The sequence below is a fragment of the Clostridium coskatii genome, from assembly GCF_001675205.1.
Taxonomy (GTDB): domain Bacteria; phylum Bacillota; class Clostridia; order Clostridiales; family Clostridiaceae; genus Clostridium_B; species Clostridium_B ljungdahlii.
Genome location: NZ_LROR01000039.1, coordinates 1 through 18,892 on the forward strand (window position 1 = coordinate 1; position 18,892 = coordinate 18,892).

Annotated in this window: 17 protein-coding genes; 10 read left to right on the forward strand and 7 right to left on the reverse strand. The window is 28.5% G+C overall.

Annotation, left to right across the window (positions count from 1 at the left end):
- Positions 1–276: 276 nt before the first annotated feature.
- The 3 genes from CLCOS_RS08735 to CLCOS_RS08745 all read left to right on the forward strand — a co-directional run bounded on the left by CLCOS_RS08735 (position 277) and on the right by CLCOS_RS08745 (position 4,408).
- Positions 277–1,554, forward strand: coding sequence for a hypothetical protein (locus tag CLCOS_RS08735; RefSeq protein WP_063602457.1), 1,278 nt, complete (start codon positions 277–279; stop codon positions 1,552–1,554).
- Between the two features lie 478 nt (positions 1,555–2,032).
- A complete protein-coding gene (locus CLCOS_RS08740) occupies positions 2,033–3,031 on the forward strand; it encodes a hypothetical protein (RefSeq protein WP_063602456.1) in 999 nt (332 codons plus the stop codon).
- 213 nt (positions 3,032–3,244) lie between these two features.
- The gene (locus CLCOS_RS08745; protein WP_063602455.1) at positions 3,245–4,408 is read left to right on the forward strand and encodes a DNA sulfur modification protein DndB; all 1,164 of its coding nucleotides are present in this window, start codon (positions 3,245–3,247) and stop codon (positions 4,406–4,408) included.
- A 326-nt stretch (positions 4,409–4,734) separates the two neighbouring features.
- Here the strand turns inward: CLCOS_RS08745 and CLCOS_RS08750 are convergent, their stop codons facing one another.
- The 3 genes from CLCOS_RS08750 to CLCOS_RS08760 all read right to left on the reverse strand — a co-directional run bounded on the left by CLCOS_RS08750 (position 4,735) and on the right by CLCOS_RS08760 (position 6,958).
- A complete protein-coding gene (locus CLCOS_RS08750) occupies positions 4,735–5,370 on the reverse strand; it encodes a type II toxin-antitoxin system PemK/MazF family toxin (protein ID WP_063602454.1) in 636 nt (211 codons plus the stop codon).
- A 297-nt stretch (positions 5,371–5,667) separates the two neighbouring features.
- Positions 5,668–6,066 (reverse strand): hypothetical protein, encoded by a 399-nt coding sequence (locus CLCOS_RS08755; RefSeq protein ID WP_063602453.1) that lies wholly within the window; start codon positions 6,064–6,066, stop codon positions 5,668–5,670.
- Between the two features lies 1 nt (position 6,067).
- Positions 6,068–6,958, reverse strand: a complete 891-nt coding sequence (locus CLCOS_RS08760; RefSeq protein ID WP_063602452.1) for a hypothetical protein — start codon at positions 6,956–6,958, stop codon at positions 6,068–6,070.
- A gap of 392 nt (positions 6,959–7,350) precedes the next feature.
- Between CLCOS_RS08760 and CLCOS_RS08765 the strand changes: the two genes are divergently transcribed.
- A complete protein-coding gene (locus CLCOS_RS08765) occupies positions 7,351–7,929 on the forward strand; it encodes a tyrosine-type recombinase/integrase (RefSeq protein WP_063602451.1) in 579 nt (192 codons plus the stop codon).
- 281 nt (positions 7,930–8,210) lie between these two features.
- Here CLCOS_RS08765 and CLCOS_RS08770 read toward each other — a convergent pair whose 3' ends face one another.
- Positions 8,211–9,068, reverse strand: a complete 858-nt coding sequence (locus CLCOS_RS08770; protein ID WP_063602450.1) for an LAGLIDADG family homing endonuclease — start codon at positions 9,066–9,068, stop codon at positions 8,211–8,213.
- Positions 9,069–9,716: 648 nt separating this feature from the next.
- Between CLCOS_RS08770 and CLCOS_RS08775 the strand changes: the two genes are divergently transcribed.
- Together CLCOS_RS08775 and CLCOS_RS08780 are read left to right on the forward strand one after the other, a co-directional pair.
- Positions 9,717–9,911, forward strand: coding sequence for a hypothetical protein (locus tag CLCOS_RS08775; protein WP_063602449.1), 195 nt, complete (start codon positions 9,717–9,719; stop codon positions 9,909–9,911).
- A 909-nt stretch (positions 9,912–10,820) separates the two neighbouring features.
- The gene (locus CLCOS_RS08780) at positions 10,821–11,777 is read left to right on the forward strand and encodes a tyrosine-type recombinase/integrase (RefSeq protein ID WP_063602448.1); all 957 of its coding nucleotides are present in this window, start codon (positions 10,821–10,823) and stop codon (positions 11,775–11,777) included.
- 32 nt (positions 11,778–11,809) lie between these two features.
- Here CLCOS_RS08780 and CLCOS_RS08785 read toward each other — a convergent pair whose 3' ends face one another.
- The 3 genes from CLCOS_RS08785 to CLCOS_RS08795 form a co-directional block, all read right to left on the reverse strand.
- The gene (locus CLCOS_RS08785; protein WP_063602447.1) at positions 11,810–12,106 is read right to left on the reverse strand and encodes a CopG family transcriptional regulator; all 297 of its coding nucleotides are present in this window, start codon (positions 12,104–12,106) and stop codon (positions 11,810–11,812) included.
- 69 nt (positions 12,107–12,175) lie between these two features.
- The gene (locus CLCOS_RS08790; RefSeq protein ID WP_242867035.1) at positions 12,176–12,937 is read right to left on the reverse strand and encodes a ParA family protein; all 762 of its coding nucleotides are present in this window, start codon (positions 12,935–12,937) and stop codon (positions 12,176–12,178) included.
- 279 nt (positions 12,938–13,216) lie between these two features.
- Positions 13,217–13,429, reverse strand: coding sequence for a helix-turn-helix domain-containing protein (locus tag CLCOS_RS08795; RefSeq protein WP_063602446.1), 213 nt, complete (start codon positions 13,427–13,429; stop codon positions 13,217–13,219).
- A gap of 134 nt (positions 13,430–13,563) precedes the next feature.
- On the opposite strand from CLCOS_RS08795, the gene CLCOS_RS08800 reads away from it, so the two are divergent.
- The 4 genes from CLCOS_RS08800 to CLCOS_RS08815 all read left to right on the forward strand — a co-directional run bounded on the left by CLCOS_RS08800 (position 13,564) and on the right by CLCOS_RS08815 (position 18,096).
- Complete coding sequence (locus CLCOS_RS08800; protein ID WP_063602445.1) at positions 13,564–13,944, forward strand: hypothetical protein; 381 nt, start codon at positions 13,564–13,566, stop codon at positions 13,942–13,944.
- 82 nt (positions 13,945–14,026) lie between these two features.
- Positions 14,027–15,466 carry a cell wall-binding repeat-containing protein gene (locus CLCOS_RS08805; protein WP_063602460.1) on the forward strand — a complete coding sequence of 480 codons (1,440 nt, stop codon included), beginning with the start codon at positions 14,027–14,029 and terminating at the stop codon, positions 15,464–15,466.
- Positions 15,467–15,681: 215 nt separating this feature from the next.
- On the forward strand, positions 15,682–16,581 hold the full coding sequence (locus tag CLCOS_RS08810) for a hypothetical protein (RefSeq protein WP_156496399.1): 900 nt from the start codon (positions 15,682–15,684) through the stop codon (positions 16,579–16,581).
- A gap of 150 nt (positions 16,582–16,731) precedes the next feature.
- Positions 16,732–18,096, forward strand: coding sequence for an InlB B-repeat-containing protein (locus CLCOS_RS08815; RefSeq protein ID WP_063602458.1), 1,365 nt, complete (start codon positions 16,732–16,734; stop codon positions 18,094–18,096).
- Positions 18,097–18,892: the final 796 nt, after the last annotated feature.

Here is an 18,892-nt window from a genome sequence, read left to right on the forward strand (position 1 = left end):
TACATTGTACTAAAATTATTGTATAATATGTATATTAAAGAAAAAAAGATAAAAAAATAAGTCCTCTATCACTTAATTAAAATGTTACCAGCATTTTAATTAAGTATATCGAAAAAAAGGTATATAAACTACCTTAACGACTTTCAAGAGAACGCCCGTTTACTATGTTAATATAGTAAAGATATATAGTAAATATATCAGAAAAACTTTTGAAATTCAAGTCTTTAGGTAAGGAAATCCTTAGAGGCTTTTTTTATTGCACTAAGGAGGTTAACAATGGACAACCTTGATTATTGTGATCACTTATTTGACGATAGCACAGATGGATATATACAATTAATAAAATTATGTGATGGAAGTGATTTAAAAATATATAACACACAATATAAAGCATTAAGGACTATTGTAGAAGAAGTTGAAGGTCAAGAGGATATTTATATATCTAGTAATACTTATTATAAGCCTAAGAGATCCACAAGTTATATAAGACAGTTTAGGGCTTTATACATAGATATAGATTTAAAAAATTATGGAAAAAATGAAGCTGTGTATGAAATATATGATTTAGTAAACGAAAATAAAATACCTACTCCGTCAATGATTGTAGATAGTGGCAGAGGAATCCACGTATATTGGAGAATAAAAAACGCACCTTATGGTGCTATGTGGACATGGCAGGAGCTAGAAGATTATTTGTATAATCAATTAAAAAATCTAGGGGCAGATATCCAGGCAACCGATGGTGCAAGAGTTTTGAGGCTACCCAATACCATAAATAGTAGGGTAAATAGAGAATGTAAGGTACTAACCATAAATGATAATATAGAATACTCTATGTATGATTTAAGAGACGAATATTTAAATTATAAATCTAAGCAATACCAATTGGAGATACATCAAGCCAAAGAAATAAATAAAAAAAGGCAGTGTGTAATTAGTAATCTGTTTAATAGTTATACATTACATTTAGCAAGAGTCCAGGACATGGAAACATTATGTGAGTTAAGAAGATATGATGTAAAAGGGTATAGAAATTTTATATTACATTGTTATGCTTATTGGAAAGGGATATACACTAGAGACGTATTAGAACTGGAAAAAGAGGTAATTGAGTTTAATAATGCTTTTAAAAATCCATTAAAAGTATCAGAAGTAAAGGCAATATTAAGATGTATTCCTAAGGCAATAGATAAATTTATATCATATGAACAGGGAGTAAGATCTGGACAAGTTAAGAGAGTAAGCAAGGGTATGAGAAATGCTGGCGGTTACTGGTACAAAAATGAAACATTAATTAATAGATTAGATATGACGTTAAATGAACAAAGGTATATGAAGACAATAATAAGCAAGGAAGAAAAATATAGAAGGAATAATTTAAAGAGAAATAAAGCAAGAAGAAATGAAAAAGGAATGACGACAAGACAACAGCAAAAGGCTAAAAAGGTACAAGAAGTAAAAGAGTTATATAATAAAGGATTAACCTCTCTTGAGATAGCTGCAGAAATGAATATTACTAAAAGATATGTAAATAAAATTATAGCTGATTTTTAAGTGGGAACTGAAACGGCTCTTTATAAATATGTGCTTCCGTCTAAAGTGTACAGTATTCAGAGAAACGAATAGAATTAGAGTGTGAACAATCAAAATGCTGGCCACTGTTTTTTATCTGTTTGGTTTAGGACTTTTTTAAGTGGGAACTGAAATGGCTCTTTATAAATATGTGCCCTCTGGGGTGTGGGAGTGGTTACTTGGGGATACTAGATAGTGGGTTTTTTGATTTTGTAGACCAACTGGAGTAGTGGGGTTAGGGGGTCCCCACTATGGAAGGCGGTAGACAGGGGGCTAGGGGGATGTAATCCCCTTTATAATTATATCTTTGAAAAATTTTCGAGTTGTATAAAGATACTTTAAAAAAACAAAAAACTTTTTATAAAAATGAAAGAAAAATACAAAAAAAATTGAAAAGCTGAAAGCTTTCCTAACGAGTACAATTAAATTATAAATATACTCACAGGGAGGTTTTATTTTTATGAATGAAAATAGATTAAATGTATTTGATAAACACAGATGTGTAAAAAATATATGTTTAATAGCGGCTCTTACCGCAGGATTGGTGGGAAGTAGTATGTTGCCACCAATTAGCAAGGAGAGTACAGTGTATAATAATGTAGCTATGGCCGCAGGTGTAGCTATATTAGCACCAACAATAAGTGTAAGTGGGAATCCGACATCATGGCAGAATACGGATGCTACAATCTCAATAACTGCGGCAGATGAAAATGGGGTTGCAAGTATAACTCTTCCAGATGGTACTGTTGTAAATGGAAGTACAGCAAGTTTTAAAGCTGTCCAAAATGGCAGCTATACAGTAAAAGCATTAGATAAAGCAGGAAATGTAGCAACCCAGATCATAACTGTAAATAAGATAGATAAGACAGCACCAATAGCACCAACTATTATAAAAAATGAGGATGATTATGGTATAAATATTACTATGTTACCAGGTAATGATATAGACAGTGGAGTAAAAGAAGTAGATTACAGTGTAGATGAAGGATCATATGAATTGTATTCTAAATTTCCATCAAATTTTTGTAACACCATTATGTTACCTCGTTTTTATATCATAAAGGCTAAAACCATAGATAATGCAGGAAATGAGAGCAAAGAAACATTCTTAATTAATAACAACTTGCCACCTGCAAAAGTAGGAGTAACCTTAATAAATGTCGCAGGTAAAACTCTGGCACAGAGTGACATAGATGCAGCACAAGCAGCTATTGATTCTTTACCTCAAGGAGTAGATAAAGCAAAATATAATATACAATTAAGGGGTATAAGACAAAGAGTACAGGCAGCAACAGCACAGCAGATAGTAAAAGCCAATTATGCGTTAATGTTGACATCTAGAACTAGATTAAAAGTAGACTATGATTATGCAGAATCGCTTGTCCAAGCTTTACCTGATAGCAGTTCAAAGACAAATTTACAAAATACCCTTAATTTAATTTTAAAATATTTAAAGTAATTAGTTCCACAGAAGTATAGTTGTGTTGAATTAAAAAGACAAAATTGCTATACTAATATATAAACGTGATACACATATGTTACAACGTAACATATGTGTATATTAATTTTTTACGTATATATATTGACGTAAACTTTTCTCCGTGTTATTATAAAGGTGTACTAAAAAATACATAAAAAACATTAGTTGTAAATTTAAAGGAGGAATAGTAGCATGTCACAATTTGAAATGGACCAAATGAACTTTGGAGTATCTACAGCATCACTGAATGTTCCAGCCTTGCAGTACTTATCAGGAGAACGTATATGGTTTGCAGTTACTATACCATATAAAACTTTGGGTAAGTTTATTCAAACTTCAGGAATAAAGAATAAAAATAAAGATATAATAGGAAAAGATATCCGAAATAGGTTTTTAGATACAAAGCATAAAAATGATATTAAAAATTATATTAATATTGAAAACCAATATACAATACCTCCAATTACGTTGGTATCTCCTCAAAAGTTGGATTTTAGACCATATACATTTAAAGGGTGTGCTCCTAAGTTAGAGGATGCAGGTTCTAGAGCTGGAATAATATTACTTCCTATAGACTATGAATTTGAATGTTTAGATGGAAATCACCGTACAGCAGCAATACGAGAACTAGCCTCTGAAAATCCGGAACTTATTGCTAATAGTAATATGTTATTAAACATAGTAGTAGAAGATAACCCAAAAAAAATTAGGCAGGATTTTGTTGATGTTAATAAGAATGCCAAGCCTACTACTTCATCAATTAACACACTGTTTAATACGAGAGATCCGTTGTCTTCACTTGTTAATGATATTGTAGTAGATAGTTTATTTGAGGAAATAAATTACTTAAGTGAAACAACGGAATTACTTTCTACTAGTGTATCTAAGAAAAGTAAAAATATATATACAATAAATAATATAAAAAATGCTGTAATAGAAATATCTGGTTATAATTCACAATCAAGTGGATCAGATAAACTATCAGAAAAACTTAGTGATGATAAATGTTATCGAGATATTCAGAAGAAAGTTGTAAAGTTCTTTAATGCTTTAAAAGATAACAATTTTATAAAAAATTGTTTATCAAATAAAGATGATATACCTAATATAAGGGAAACAAATGTACTTACAAGTGGTACAGGAATTATTGTTGCAACAAGAGTTGCAGGTTATATATTTGAAAATTTTGATGAATCTCAAATATATAATGAACTTTTGCGATTAGTACATTTAGATTGGACAAGGAAAAGTCCTCTATTCAGTAGTAATATAGTAGTCGGAGATAAAATTTTAAATTCTAGACAGGCAATTGAATGTGCAGTAAATGAAATTAAAAATACATTAAAATATCAATAAAAAGTAAAGAAGTAGAGAAAAAATCTCTACTTCTTTATTTTGCCCCTGGTTACAGAGCTGCTGGTATTACCCCAAATACAAAAAAAAGGAAGTCTAAATGACTTCCCTTTTTCTTTCATAAAATCCTTTTGGTTAAACAACCAAACTATATCTGTGGTACTATATTATGCTCAACTTCATTTATATATAATCAATTTAAGCAAAAAAGAAGAGTAATTACTCTTCTCTTTTTTCATCTGAAATAAAATCTTCTTACCTAAAAAGGTAAACTCTATCTGTATTTTTATATTATCATAATTAAAACTATTGTACAAGCCTTATTATATCTAATCTTTCAAATCTTTTATTACATTTAAAATCTCACTATTATCTGTTACACCTAGCGTTTCCGTTATTTCGTTTAACAATTTTGTTAAGTTAGATACTTTATTACTAAGGTTTCTTATTTTCTCAGATTTATCTTTATTATCTTTATAATATTTATATAAGCCAAGGGAATTTAAAATGGCTCTATCGACAGCTTTACGTTCTCCTGTTTTTAAATTACCAATATGTCCTTTCAATCTACCTTTTGATACAACCCTTATTTGTCCTAAATCTATAGTACCTGTTATTGTAGAGTCTTCTACCCTATTAATTGGAACTGCTACTGGTAAGTTTATTTCAGTATTAGTTATAGGAGCTACAATTGTAGTTGGAGCATTTTCATTTCCCTTTTGATTTTGAATAATGACACATGGTCTTAACTTAACTTCCTCACATCCTACGTTCTCGCCTAAATCACACCAGTATATTTCTCCTCTGTATATCTGCTGATTCTTTTTCTTTATTGCATCGTTCAATAAATTAAATTTTTTTATATACCATTCCAACATTTTTAAAGGCTTGTCTGATTCGTATCCATCGTATTTTTCTTGAGATAATCTGTCTATTTCATTAATTAATTTCTCTCTTTTGCACATTCAATAAACACTTCTTTCTGATTTGAAATTTATTTTTATTATATCACTGAGTAACTTTATCTTAGTACAATTGATCCTTTTCGATGAATTATCCATAATAAGGTCAATATTATAAGTTCAGAACTTCCAGGTTTTACGCAAATGAATTCCACATAATTAGCATTGTATAAAATAAAAAGATAAAGGGTATAGATTTGGTTTTTACACAAACCCATACAGATTATCTCTATATGTAAATCTTATTTTGTATAACACTTGTTTAATCCTAATATAAAATTTCTCAAATTTACGATTTCATTAAAGATACTTTACAGTATTTTGACTTAATAAGTTCATATTAACGGAATTTAATCTATCTTCAATTCCATCCATTGGATTTTTATTATAAATTTGCAACATTACATTTAAGGATAATTTTGCAAATTCACTATCACCTGTTTCGATTGCATAATTCAAGAATTTATCTACTCTAGAATACAATCGTTCTCTCTCTGCAAAACTTGCTTTCATATATTGGTCGAATTTAATTCTGTTACTATTTATTTGGTCAGTTATAGCTTGTAAGCAGGATTGAATTCTTTTTCTTTCTGTTTGTTCATACTGTTTACATTTCATATAATCTGTTACTGAGTCAATAGCATATTTAACTAGTTGTTCAATCTCAGCAACACCTTTATTTTCAACTATAGTTCTCATACTAAAATCCCTTCTTACATAAATTTTTTTCTAATTTCTGCAATTTGTTTAATAATGCAGAATATTCTTTTGTTATAGTACCTTTATTATTAATAAAATGAACATTAATTGATTCTTTTATACGGTTAGCAATTTCTATTAGGGATTTAATTTTACATATATTTATACTTTCATTCATTGAATTAGATAACGAATTTGATATTTTATCCAGTTTTGAAACTAGATTATTGAGAATTTTTCTCTCTTCTATAACTTTATTTCTTATCAAAGTAAGTCTACTTTTAATAGTTTTTAATTCTGCTATCTTAAGATCTACTTCACTTTTATAACATTCTGCATTACTAAGATATTCATTAGCAGCTTCGACCCTTGTACGCTGGCTAATCATAAAACTTCCAATTTCAATTCCTAAAGTAATTGGATTTAATTTAGATAAAAAAACTAGTGTAGTTGAGAATAAAATTGGTTTATTATCAAGTTTTAAAGTGTCAATCGAATTAGCAAGGTTTGTATAATTAAATTCTGTAAAATTTCTTATAATTTCTTCTTGTTGAGGTAAAATTGTAGTTATTAATTTATTTTTATATTGGAAATGCTCTTCAACTATCTTTTTTGTTTCTTCATAATAATCTATAGCTTCTTGTGATGCACTATTAAATTTTGATTTAGCCATGCTTATTATATCATTGGCATCATCTGTTTTTTCAAATGAAGTTTTATAGTTGTCATTATCTTTTATAACTATCTCTTTAACTCCATCTGTCATCAGTTCACCAAATTCTAATGTGCTATCTACTGCAATTTCTCCTAATCCTGTTACTAAATCAAAACATGCTTCACCTATTCCAAAGCTTATATCACATATTTCATCAACAAAATCAAACAAAGACATAATATTTATCCTTCTTTCTTTTACTATATGGTTTTTAATAACCTTTAATAAGTATATGATAAGTATATTATCAAATATAATATACTTCAAATTACATTTAATACAACTATATACATAAATGTCTATAAAATCCTGATTACATTAAATTAGCTCTATAAATCTTTCTATATCAAAATCTTTATTCCATTAGAATATCAACACTAATTTTCATAAAGATTTGTTTTATTAATTCCACACAATATGTATTGTGTGGAACTCATTAAACAGGTATAAAACCTTATGTATCAAGGCCTTATACCTGTTTTTTATATTTTAAAATAGATAATTGTATTTTTTAGTTACACATAATATAATAAATATAGATAATATGTGCAATTAATGGAGGAATAGAAATGGAAAGGGTAGAACCTATAAGATCTGTTAAAAAGATAAATAATTTAAAGAAATATCTTCTTGGTGCAGGGAATATGAGAAATTATGCTCTGACAGTTGTTGGACTTAACTCGGCCTTGAGGATCTCAGATATTTTAAATCTTAAATGGGGAGATGTATTTGACTTTGAGGAAAAACAATTTAAAACACACGTTTATGTAAAAGAAAAAAAGACAGGCAAAAATAAGAAGTTTCTTTTAAACCAGAACGCGTCAGGAAGCCTTTTAAAGCTTAAAAGAAATCTTGGACATATAAATCCTAAAGATTACATTTTCAAAAGCAGGGAAGGGCAAAATAAGCCAATTACAAGGTACATGGCTATAAAAATTATAAAGGGAGCCTGTGAAGCCGTTGGAATTAAAGAACATATAGGCTGCCATTCACTCCGGAAAACATTTGGATATCACTCCTGGAAAAAGGGAGTACCTATTCCAGTGCTCATGGAGTTGTATAAACACAGCAATCAATCCATAACTAAGTTATATCTTGGTATATCCCAGGATGACATAGATGATGTATACCGTCTTGTAGAATTATAAAATCTAAAACTTTATTTAATTTTTTCATTATTTTTTGACTTTACATAACTTTTTATAAAAAACAAAAGAATATACTGATTTTTTTCTACTTTAAAAGGAGTGAGGTGAACTTAACTATGAAGAATATAAGAATTTTCACTAATACTTCTAATAAAAACAACATTAAGTCTTTAAAAAGAGCATTTCTGCTCTTTTTTATTTTTGATTAACTTCGTTAAACTTAGATTTAGTGATATTAAAAAAGGGTATTTATGAAGAATACCTTTTTTTAATATAGTTATTTAAAAATGTGTTTTAAAACTAGTTGTGTTATTTATAAAATCGCAAAGCTCACGGTATATATTATATTTTCTTGTTAGATAACATGATTCATTAACATCTTTATATAAAAAGTCAAGAAAGTTTTTTAATTGTCTATTTCCCTGAATTCTTATATAATAGGTATCTTTAGCTCTAGTATCTTTGAATATTTTACGTGTTGTCGCAAAGTTGTTTTCTTCAATAAACTTTTTAAAGAAATTAACTAATTCCAAATTACCAGTGTAGGAAATGGCAAACTCTTTGTAATCCTTTTTCTTCCTTTTCTTTATAGTATAATATATACTTCCGTCTCCATCAAACATTCCTCTAATAATACCTTTTTTTAATGGAACACTTAAATCATTTATTATTGATGTAGGATTTTTTTCATTTGTAGTAATCCCAAATCTACATAGATCATCTACAATTTTTTTGCTTTTTATTAAAAGTCTGCAGTAATTGTTATTACTGTAAGAAGTTTTACCAGGTTTATATATATATATATGATAATTTGATTTAAAGAATTTATTTAGTTTATGTAAATGTTCAATATCTTCTGTTGATACACATAAACCTACTTGGTAATTTTTTGTTACGTATCCATCTGAATAAAATATACCTACCCAATAAGCTTGCGCATCATTAGTAATTGATGTAAATATATTTTCATCATGAATATATTTCTGACTTCTCTCATGTATATCGCGTAGTGATATCTGATTAGATTTTAAAATTTGCCTTATAACTTTTGAAGAAATTCCAAGGGCTTTTGAAATTTTAATTGAGGATTCACCATTTAAGTAATCATTTATAATTTCTTTATGAAGTTCATTTCTCATATTTTTTTGCTCCCTTAGTTTAATATAAAAAATTTATGATACTAGTTTTATCTAAATTAAGAAAATTATAACTAATAACTTTAAATATTGAGGGAATACCAGCAGCCGTGTTATGTACTGAAAAGTAAATGTTATAATATGGAGTTGCTATTTATGAAAACATAAAAACTGTGTAATATCAGTGAACAAATTAACTAAACTATGGTAATTAATATAACAAAAAGACGCATCAGCGATTGATACGTCTTTTAAGAAAAATATGTAATAAGAGTTATATTCATAATATGAATGTTGGATACCATCTATTTTCATCCTCTTTAAAAACAGCACCGCATTTTTCAAACATTCTTTTTGAACGTGGATTCCATTTTTGAATACTTCCTATTAGGTACATATAATTGATTTTTTCTGAATTTAAATATAATTAAAATACCAATGGTTCCTATAAAAGTGATTGAACCGATAAATATACACATTATTAAAATTAATGTAGTATCCATATAATAACACCTCTTTATAATTTAAAATATATATTAATTATCTCCATATAGAGAATATTTATATTTTAAATTTTAAAATATAAATTAATAAGAGTATACCATATTATTTGTTATAATTAATGTAATACTTGGAAGAGAAGGTGATAATATGCTGAGAAAAAGCAGAATTGTAACGGCTCAGGAAATCGAAAATTTTATAAATAATCAAGGAAAACCTCAAGAGCAAGCTAAAAAGTTAAATATTATTGATCGTATTTTATATCTTATTTTTAGTAACCACCTTAACAAAAACAAATACGAACGAGCTAAAAGAAAAATGGAAAAATTAGTAAAATTCTTTTAATAATTTTACTAATTTATTAAAGCAACTCTTCTTAGAATTCATAATTTAGGAATGCAGCCGTGTTTTTTTTTAAAATTGTTATCCATATGTTATTTAAAAAACGTAGCCATGTGTATTATTTTAGTATTTAATAAAAACTTCTCGCCTTACAGGCTCCGGACTTTTTATTAAATACGTTAAAAAACGATACACCGGCTGCGTTTTTTTGTGTTTAAGAAGATATTTTGATTATCACTAAAAAAATTTTTTTATTTTTAATTTTATAATTTTTAAATGTACCATAATAGAAATGAATACAAAAATATTATGTTTTTTTAAATAAAAATAACAAGTAAAAGATTGGTTTTTTGAACTAACAAAAATTGCAAATTATAACATACAAATAAATTATGCTTCTAATTGGAAGCAACAAATCAAATTTGGCTTTTCTAGCTGGCTAACTAAAAAACGTACAATAATTATTGCTTTGTTTTTACTCTATTGTTTGTTGTTTATTTGTATCCTAATGGAAGTTACTTTGTGTTTTAGATGTACACCCTATAGTTAGTTTGTTGCTCAATGTTTTATAGTATGGATTTTACTCTATATTTTTTTTAATTACTCTTCTTAACTTGTTACTTTTTATCTTATTTTATTTGTACTACTTTTTTATGTAGTAATTATTTATTTGTCCATTTATTTTTTAATAAATGGAATGCGACATTATAGCTCCCCCAGGAGTGCGTGTCAAATTGTCTGTTAATGTAAATTAACGGAAGCGGAGCCTGAAGAAATTGGGAATTTTATATGTATTAATGTAGTATGTCGGGATTAAGGGCCTGACATGCGTAGCAAGAAGGCCCTTAATCCCGGCATATACCCTGAATTTAAGCCGTTTTAAAGATATTAAACTGAATGGAGATAATTTATATGAGAAGAAATCTAAAATATCAGTTTTTAAATGCATTGAATAAAAATTACAATGGAGGAGGAAAGGATAAGCACTCGGCACAACATACCGGAAAACAATTAGATACGGTTTATTCCTTTAGCGAAAGAAAAAATTTAACAGCTACGTCTGCTAGTTTAGCTAATTTTATAAAAGAAAATTATGGTAGCAGCGTGAAAATGCTATATCAGATAGATTCCAATATGATACAAGCCTTCTTTAACAAGGCCGCGCAAAAATGCGACAAAGAAACTTTAAATCAATATCGTAGCAGGATTCATAAAATAGAACACGTAGTCAATGATGTATATAATATCAATATGGATTGGTATAAAGATCTCATAGTCCCTGCTGCTGTGAATGGCAAAAAAAGAAGAAGTATAGCAATGAGTAAAGAGCACTACAATAAAATAATGGAACGAGCATATAAAATGCATAGCAAAAGTAAAGCTGTTATTGCTCTGGAATTTGCTGGAAGATTTGGTGATCGTGTCAGCGAATGTTGCAAAATACAAAAAAGAGATATTAATTTGAAAAAGAATACTCTACACATACATGAATCTAAAGGAAAAAGATCACATGATCTCAGTATAAATAATAAAATTCATTTCCGTGTGAGTGATGTATCTAACCACCAATTTCTAGAGAATATATATAATAGATTAGATAAAGATACTGATCGTGTTGTAGATATAAAAGAAGATAGCGTCAATGCGTATCTTGCTAGAGCAGAGGAAGCACTTGGATTTAGGGATTTGTATAGAGACGCTGACACGGGGGTTCATTGCATACGAAAGGCAGTGGCACAGGAAATGTACGACAATTTAAGAGAAGAAGGTGTGGAGAAAAGAGAGGCTTTGAATGAAGTTTCGAATTTTTTGGGCCATGGGGATGACAGAGATGAATGTATTCAAGCATATGTATTAAATATCCACTAAAATAAAAATACGTAACCTTTAGTTACGTATTTTTATTCTTCTGAAAAATCTAAATTACTCAAACACCAGGAGCACATCAAATTGATTAATTCATTTCGGGAATAACCACTTTTTCTGCCCAATTTATCTAAATTTTTTATCAAATCATTTTCCATATATACGTTAAATGCTTTTTTGTTTGTTTTATCCGTTTTCTTCTTTGATAAATGAAATTTATTGCTAGTACTAATGTGGTTATCGGTATTACAAACTGTTTCTTTATTATCACTATTAATATTAGAGTTAGAATTTATATTTTCTTTAATACTATCTTTAAAATTATTACTCATAATGTTATATCACCTCTTAATATCATACTATAAACTAGTATATAATACTAATATTATAATATACTAGTATCATTTGATTCTGTTAATTAATTCATAATATAAATCGTTAAATGGCTTGCTGTACTTAATATTATAGTCTTGTATTGTTTTATGCAATGCCGTTGCTTCTTTGTACTTAACGCTGTCAAAAATTATCGTTTTAAATAAATTATCTTTTAATTCATCTTCTAATACTTCATTTAATTGTTTATTAAATACGGTTCTTTTTTTAAATCTGTTTCTCAATATTCCTAATAATTTTAAATCAGAAATCAAACTATTTTCTTTTAATTCTGTTATAACTTTGTCAACCATATTTAATCCTTGTAACGCACTTGTACTATTATCAATGATTTCAATATAATAGTCGCTCATAACCAACGAATTTTGAACGGTTATTCCTAAAAATGGACTATTGTCTATTAAGATATAATCAAAATTATTATCATTGAACTTATCATATTTATCTTTTAAAATACTTTCTCTGGCTTTTTTATTATATAATTCATTTTCTAATATGGCACTATTTATATTGTTAGGTATCACGTATATATAATTATCATATCTAGCAATGCAATCGTTAAATGTTATTTTAGCGTTAGTGTACAAATCATATATATTGTATTGGTTTGTAACGTTAAGTATTTGACTAATATTACTTTGGCTGTCGTTGTCTAGTATTAGCACGTTCCTTTTTAATTTGGCCATAGCTCCTGCCAGGTTTATTGTAGTTGTAGTCTTTCCCACGCCGCCTTTAACATTGATCATAGTTATAACTTCACTTTCACTCAAATATATCACCCACCCTTCATTTCTAATATTTGTAAATATTATATACTATATATTTCAAAATGTAAAATACCATATAATAGCTCCATACTAATATATAGTATTGATACTATGTATTAGTATGATAAAAAATACTATTATAAAGTGTATGATATTTTAGTTATATATTAATTTAATATATAATATATTAATATCTTTACTAATTAGAGATAATATCGTTAAGAGTGCACTTTAGTGTAATATTAATTTTATTTAAATAAAAATTTTTATTGATATTTTATATTAGTTACTTCTGATAATTTCTACTAAATTATCTAAAGTACAATTTAAAGCAATACATAATTTAACTAGAATATTTAAACTTATATATTCATTTTTTTTCATTTTAAATAATGTAGATCTACTTAATATCCCATCTTTTATTAGTGTAGAAGTTTTCATATTGAGATCAATTAAAAGTTTAAAAAACGGTTTATAATTTATATTTGTATCCATAAAATCACCTTCTTATTTTTATTTTATTATACTATGTTTTTTATATCAATGAAAGTGTGTTATTTATCAATATAAATGTTTGACTTTTAAAACAAATAGTATTAGAATTAAAACAAAAGGGAGGAGCTGGTTTTATGATTAAAGACGTTTTGAAAAAAAGATTAAAAGCAGATGGCTACAAATACATCTATGCTATCTATGGAATAAATTTAAAAATTAATCCATATAAACTTAATTTAACGTATGTTATTTATTCGAATTTAAAAATTAATCCATATGATGTGTTATTAACAAATTGCGTGAAGCCTTATGCCTGGGGAATGGAGAATAAAAAGGTAGATGATTTTATAAATTTTCATACTGTTGAAATAAATTCTATGGATGAAGAAGAGTTATGTGAGTTTGTTAAACAAAAAAATACTAAAGAATATGAAATTTTTTATTGTAATTTTGAAAAGAAATTTCATAAAAAAAACGTAAAAATAAATAAAATAAATTTAAAGAAAATTTTGTAAAAAATTGTTTTTAAGTGGTATATAATTATATATATGACATATATATTCGTGACATCTAGAGGTTATTGAGAGGTGATATATTATGAAAAGTAAAAAATTAATGGCAATTGTACTATCTGCAGCAGTTTGTGCTTCGTTATTTGGGTATCAAAATAAATCTTTTAGTGTAAAGGCAGATTCACAGACAGTTCAAACATCTCAAACTACACAAACTAAAGGAAATATAACAAGAATTGGTGGAGTGGACAGGTATGATACGGCTGTTAAAATAGCTCAATATGGGTGGAAGACAGCAGATACAGTATTTATTGCAGGTGCGGAAAATGATAGAGATTTTGCAGATGCTATAGCAGGTACTCCACTTGCATATGATATGGATGCTCCAATACTTTTAACTAGGGCAGCAGCACTTCCTGACAATGTAAGTTCCGAAATAACAGCCCTTTTTGCTAAGGATATTGTAATCCTTGGAGGTACAGCAGTTGTATCACAAGATATAGAAGATGGATTAAAGGCAAAAGGATATAATGTATCAAGAATAGCAGGACAAACTAGGTATGATACAGCTATTCAAATAGCAAAGAAGTTGTGGGAGAGAGAGCCTAATGGAAAAACGTCAGTAGCTATAACTACTGGAAATCAATTTCAATATGCTATGTATGGAGCAGTAGGAAGTGCAATGTACCATTCTGCTATATTGTTTTCTGATGGAACTACGTTGAATAAGGATGTAGAAAATTTGCTTGCAGGTGATGAATCACTTTCTGGAATAGATGTTATTGGAGGAGACAAAGTATTATCTGTAAAAGGTACGTTATATAATAACCGTCCAGATCTATTTCACATAGAAAATTATAATAGTGTTGATGAATTATGTGATGGAACAGGAGGTTTAGGAAGTTTAAATTGTCTTAATGGTGTAGCTGTAGCAAGTAGTACTATATTCCCTGATGCTCTTTCTGGTTCTGTACTAGCAGCTAAGAGTGGGTGTAAATTACTTCTAAGTGATGGCAAGAAAATCAACTATAATATTGATACTGGTGAAAATAATCTATCTACAGGCTTAGTCTTCGGAGGTACAAAAGTAATATCAGATGATGTTATATCCCAAATGCAAGGCATGTTAAACAAAGATTATGCTACTCCTAACGTAGATGGATTAAAAGATAGCGATTTAGTTCCGTTTGCTGATCCTGCATTTAAAAAAGATGCCGAAAAAGCCCTTAATAAAACAGATATAACTGTTGCTGATGCTAAGAGTGCAACTAGTTTAGAATTATTTCAGAATGCTAGTGATGGAGGAGAACAAATAAATAGTTTAGATGATATTAAATTTTTTCCTAATATTACAGTATTAGAAATACACTATGGAACATTACCGGATAGTCTTATAGCTCTAAATTCTATGCCTAAGCTTAAATATTTGGCAGTATGTGATAATTGTAAATATAATACTTCATCTATTAATGCACTATCAAACAATATATCTTTCTGGGTTGATGATAAAGAAGTATCGCACTAGTGGTATGTCTAATAAGGAATAGCTAAGATTTATATTTTAAATCTTAGCTATTTTTTTAAATAAAAATTAAAAAATAAACAAAAAAAATTAAAGAAAAAATGAATAAAAATTAAAGAAAAATATGGAAAAAATAGAAGAAAATTTGCCCTCGTTTGGCCGTATAATAAAACTAAAAGAAAGAGGGTGGTACATTGATAAATGCCATAAAACTTAATATGGGAAAAATAGTAAAAGTGGCAGTTAGCGTGGCTGTTGCGGCAAGCATAGTAGTCCCAAATTTTGTTAAAGCAGATAATTACGGATTCAATGGAAATTGGAATATTTATAAAACACAAAATGTAATGTTTGCTAAAATTTTAAATAGTACAGTTCCAGATAATCCGTCTGCACCTAATAATTTAAATAAGCATAATGTTCAAGCACAGATGGATAAGTACAACAGTAATATTAGTAAATATACTGTTGTAAATAGTATTACAAATGGTGCCACTGTTGGAGAAGATCCGGTTGAAACTGGTGATGTAAAGTTTAAATATTCTTTAGAAACTCTAAATGACAGCAATAACACTGTTGCTGGCTGGTATTCCAGCACCTATGGGCCTCTCTTGGATTACGGAACTCCAAATTATACCAATTTAGATAAGCAGGCAGAAGATTTCCTACGATTTGATAAACTTTTATTTCCACAAGGGAACGATAGGGTATATGTGACGCAAGGGCGGATTAACTATATGAGAGATGCGAAGACAATTGCTACTTTGTATAATGCCAAATATCCTATCGTATTGGATCAAGGTTCAACTTCTGTGGCTGAAAGTGCAAACGAACTAAATGCAAAAAAATTAATTTTCCTTGGCGGTACTGGCAATGCCGGTTGCAATGCAATATTTAGCAGTATGGAGGGCGTTGGCGATAATGGTTATGATATGGTGAGAATTGGAGGAATTAACTCTGAACAGACAGCAAGATTTTTAAAACAACTTCCTGAATCGGTATATGATAGTCCTGACCAACCTGAAGATGGTGTTACAGTAGACAGCTCTGTAAGTTCCAGTTTAGTTAATGGACTTACAGATACACTAAAGAAACAGGGGTTTACTGCTGCAGTAAAATAGGCGTTATCTAAAAATATTGGTGCAGATACAGAGTTTTCTGAAAAAAATGTTAAATCTGGTACACCTGCATTAACAATTACAGGAATTAATGGAACTCCTACAGGTGATGCTAAGAAAGATGCAGCTAATAAAGAATGTGTAAAAATTTACTTGTGCAATCCTACTAGTGGGCAGCTTGTATTCCAATACTTCCAGAAAGGATTTTTTACCAACCAAAATAAGGATGGCACTTATAACCTTACTGTGAAGGTTTCACCAGAAGGTGCAGGTACCGCAGGGGATAATGCAAAATTAAAGGCAGGTGCTACAAAAACTTTGTGGGAAAAGCCTAATGAGGGATATTACTTCACAGGGTGGACCACTAACCCAAAGGATGTAAAAATTGATAGTAAAAATACATTAACGATGCCTGCTGCTAATGTAACAGCAACAGCTAATTTTAGTAATAGCGTTGGATTTGTTAATTTAACAGTAAAATCAAGTCCAGAGGGGGCAGGTACAGTTACAGGAGGCGGAAATAAACGGCTTATTGATGGAAAAGCTATTTTTTCAGGAATAACAGAAACACCAAATAAAAATGCACCTGAAGAAAGCCACTGGCAATTTGATCACTGGGGAGTAACTCAAGGTGATAATGTAGCACCTGATTCCAAAAGTAATATTACTATTATAAAAGATACAACCCTTGTTGCATATTTCAAGCTGATAAATGATTCCCAACCTGTAAATGTTGGTGGAGATGAAAATTCTACGTTAACGATAAATTCTACTGTAGCTGCTGCATGGCACAATGCAGATGATCTGACAATATCCGATGCAGGTGCCGCAATAGCTAAAGAAGGACAACTCGTAACATTTGATGTAAAAACGGCAAGCAATGATTTTCGATATACTGAACGACTAAATGACTTGTATTTTGGCCATAGTTATCCGCCAGATAAATATTTTGATTACAACAGTGGATTCCAGGGAAATCTGGAGCATGTATCCAGACAATACCATAGTTACTCCACCAAACATCACTACTATTGGTGGTGGACAGCAGATTATTGGGGACATATTTACAGGGAACCTGTAAAATGGTATTCTGCATTTCAGTTGAATTTCACATTTCCAGATGAGCTTACAAATCCTCCTGTCGGGGATCTAAATCCAGCATTGCAGAAAAATTTAAATACAAATCTAAATCCAGATGGAACTATGCTGTGGTATATACAGTCAAATCCATTTATTGTCCTAAATAATTCTGTAGAGTATGATAATGCTTTTAACACAAATTATGAGCATGAAAATCATGCATATGAGCAGTGGAAGCAGAATGAAGAAAAGATAGAGTTTTATGTACCATTAACGACACCAATTACAGTTGAAGACGATGGTACAAGGATCAGGGAACCTTATAAAATTAAGATACAAGGAGTAGAAACTAACGGTAAAATAACAGCAACTACGTATGTTAATTTAGATGTTAAAGGAAATATATATAAAGGAATTTATACTACTCCTGTGGGTTAAAATTAAATAAAAAAGAGGAAATTCTAAATTTAGAATTTCCTCTTTTTTTAATACCACTATAGTAAAATTAAAACTTCTCTTACTCTTAATCTGTAAAGTTAAAATAAAATAATAGCTATTTTTGCTTCATCAATATTATAATTTAAAACAAACATAGTAAAGTTAAAACCTGACAGTGTTATTGCTGTCATCTAAAGTTTGTAGATTTAAAACAAATATAGTAAAGTTAAAATCATATGATGATATTAAACGAAAAATAGAACTTTTAAATTTAAAACAAACATAGTAAATTTAAAATATGTTTAAAATAGCCATTTGTTATTTTAATAATACCATTGTAAGTATTAGAAATAAAGGATTTTTTAAATTTTTCCAACTAATTTAAAAAAAATAATTTATTTTTTTTAAATAAAATATCTTCATAAAAGTACTATAATTTTGTGAAAAAGATACATTTTGTGAAATAAATACTATAATAATGTAACTATATAATAAAGGAATAAATGTTATGTTTATACTTAATAGGCTCTTTAAAACATTGATATAAGTGGTCTTTAGACGTATTTAAAACGTAACATTTTAAGAAATACACATATTTATAAAAAATTTTTAAATTTAGGACAATTATTTTTAAAAAATTTTGAACAAAAAATAAAAAAATAAAAAAATTACATTGTACTAAAATTATTGTATAATATGTATATTAAAGAAAAAAAGATAAAAAAATAAGTCCTCTATCACTTAATTAAAATGTTACCAGCATTTTAATTAAGTATATCGAAAAAAAGGTATATAA

What these genes read in the sequence shown, in the direction of transcription:
- CLCOS_RS08760 (WP_063602452.1), bottom strand. Translation starts at nt 6,958, where the DNA reads ATGTCTTTGTTTGATTTTGTTGATGAAATATGTGATATAAGCTTTGGA.
- CLCOS_RS08780 (WP_063602448.1), top strand. Translation starts at nt 10,821, where the DNA reads ATGAGAAGAAATCTAAAATATCAGTTTTTAAATGCATTGAATAAAAAT.
- CLCOS_RS08775 (WP_063602449.1), top strand. Translation starts at nt 9,717, where the DNA reads ATGCTGAGAAAAAGCAGAATTGTAACGGCTCAGGAAATCGAAAATTTT.
- CLCOS_RS08800 (WP_063602445.1), top strand. Translation starts at nt 13,564, where the DNA reads ATGATTAAAGACGTTTTGAAAAAAAGATTAAAAGCAGATGGCTACAAA.
- CLCOS_RS08795 (WP_063602446.1), bottom strand. Translation starts at nt 13,429, where the DNA reads ATGGATACAAATATAAATTATAAACCGTTTTTTAAACTTTTAATTGAT.
- CLCOS_RS08740 (WP_063602456.1), top strand. Translation starts at nt 2,033, where the DNA reads ATGAATGAAAATAGATTAAATGTATTTGATAAACACAGATGTGTAAAA.
- CLCOS_RS08755 (WP_063602453.1), bottom strand. Translation starts at nt 6,066, where the DNA reads ATGAGAACTATAGTTGAAAATAAAGGTGTTGCTGAGATTGAACAACTA.
- CLCOS_RS08765 (WP_063602451.1), top strand. Translation starts at nt 7,351, where the DNA reads ATGGAAAGGGTAGAACCTATAAGATCTGTTAAAAAGATAAATAATTTA.
- CLCOS_RS08785 (WP_063602447.1), bottom strand. Translation starts at nt 12,106, where the DNA reads ATGAGTAATAATTTTAAAGATAGTATTAAAGAAAATATAAATTCTAAC.
- CLCOS_RS08735 (WP_063602457.1), top strand. Translation starts at nt 277, where the DNA reads ATGGACAACCTTGATTATTGTGATCACTTATTTGACGATAGCACAGAT.
- CLCOS_RS08805 (WP_063602460.1), top strand. Translation starts at nt 14,027, where the DNA reads ATGAAAAGTAAAAAATTAATGGCAATTGTACTATCTGCAGCAGTTTGT.
- CLCOS_RS08810 (WP_156496399.1), top strand. Translation starts at nt 15,682, where the DNA reads ATGGGAAAAATAGTAAAAGTGGCAGTTAGCGTGGCTGTTGCGGCAAGC.
- CLCOS_RS08770 (WP_063602450.1), bottom strand. Translation starts at nt 9,068, where the DNA reads ATGAGAAATGAACTTCATAAAGAAATTATAAATGATTACTTAAATGGT.
- CLCOS_RS08745 (WP_063602455.1), top strand. Translation starts at nt 3,245, where the DNA reads ATGTCACAATTTGAAATGGACCAAATGAACTTTGGAGTATCTACAGCA.
- CLCOS_RS08750 (WP_063602454.1), bottom strand. Translation starts at nt 5,370, where the DNA reads ATGTGCAAAAGAGAGAAATTAATTAATGAAATAGACAGATTATCTCAA.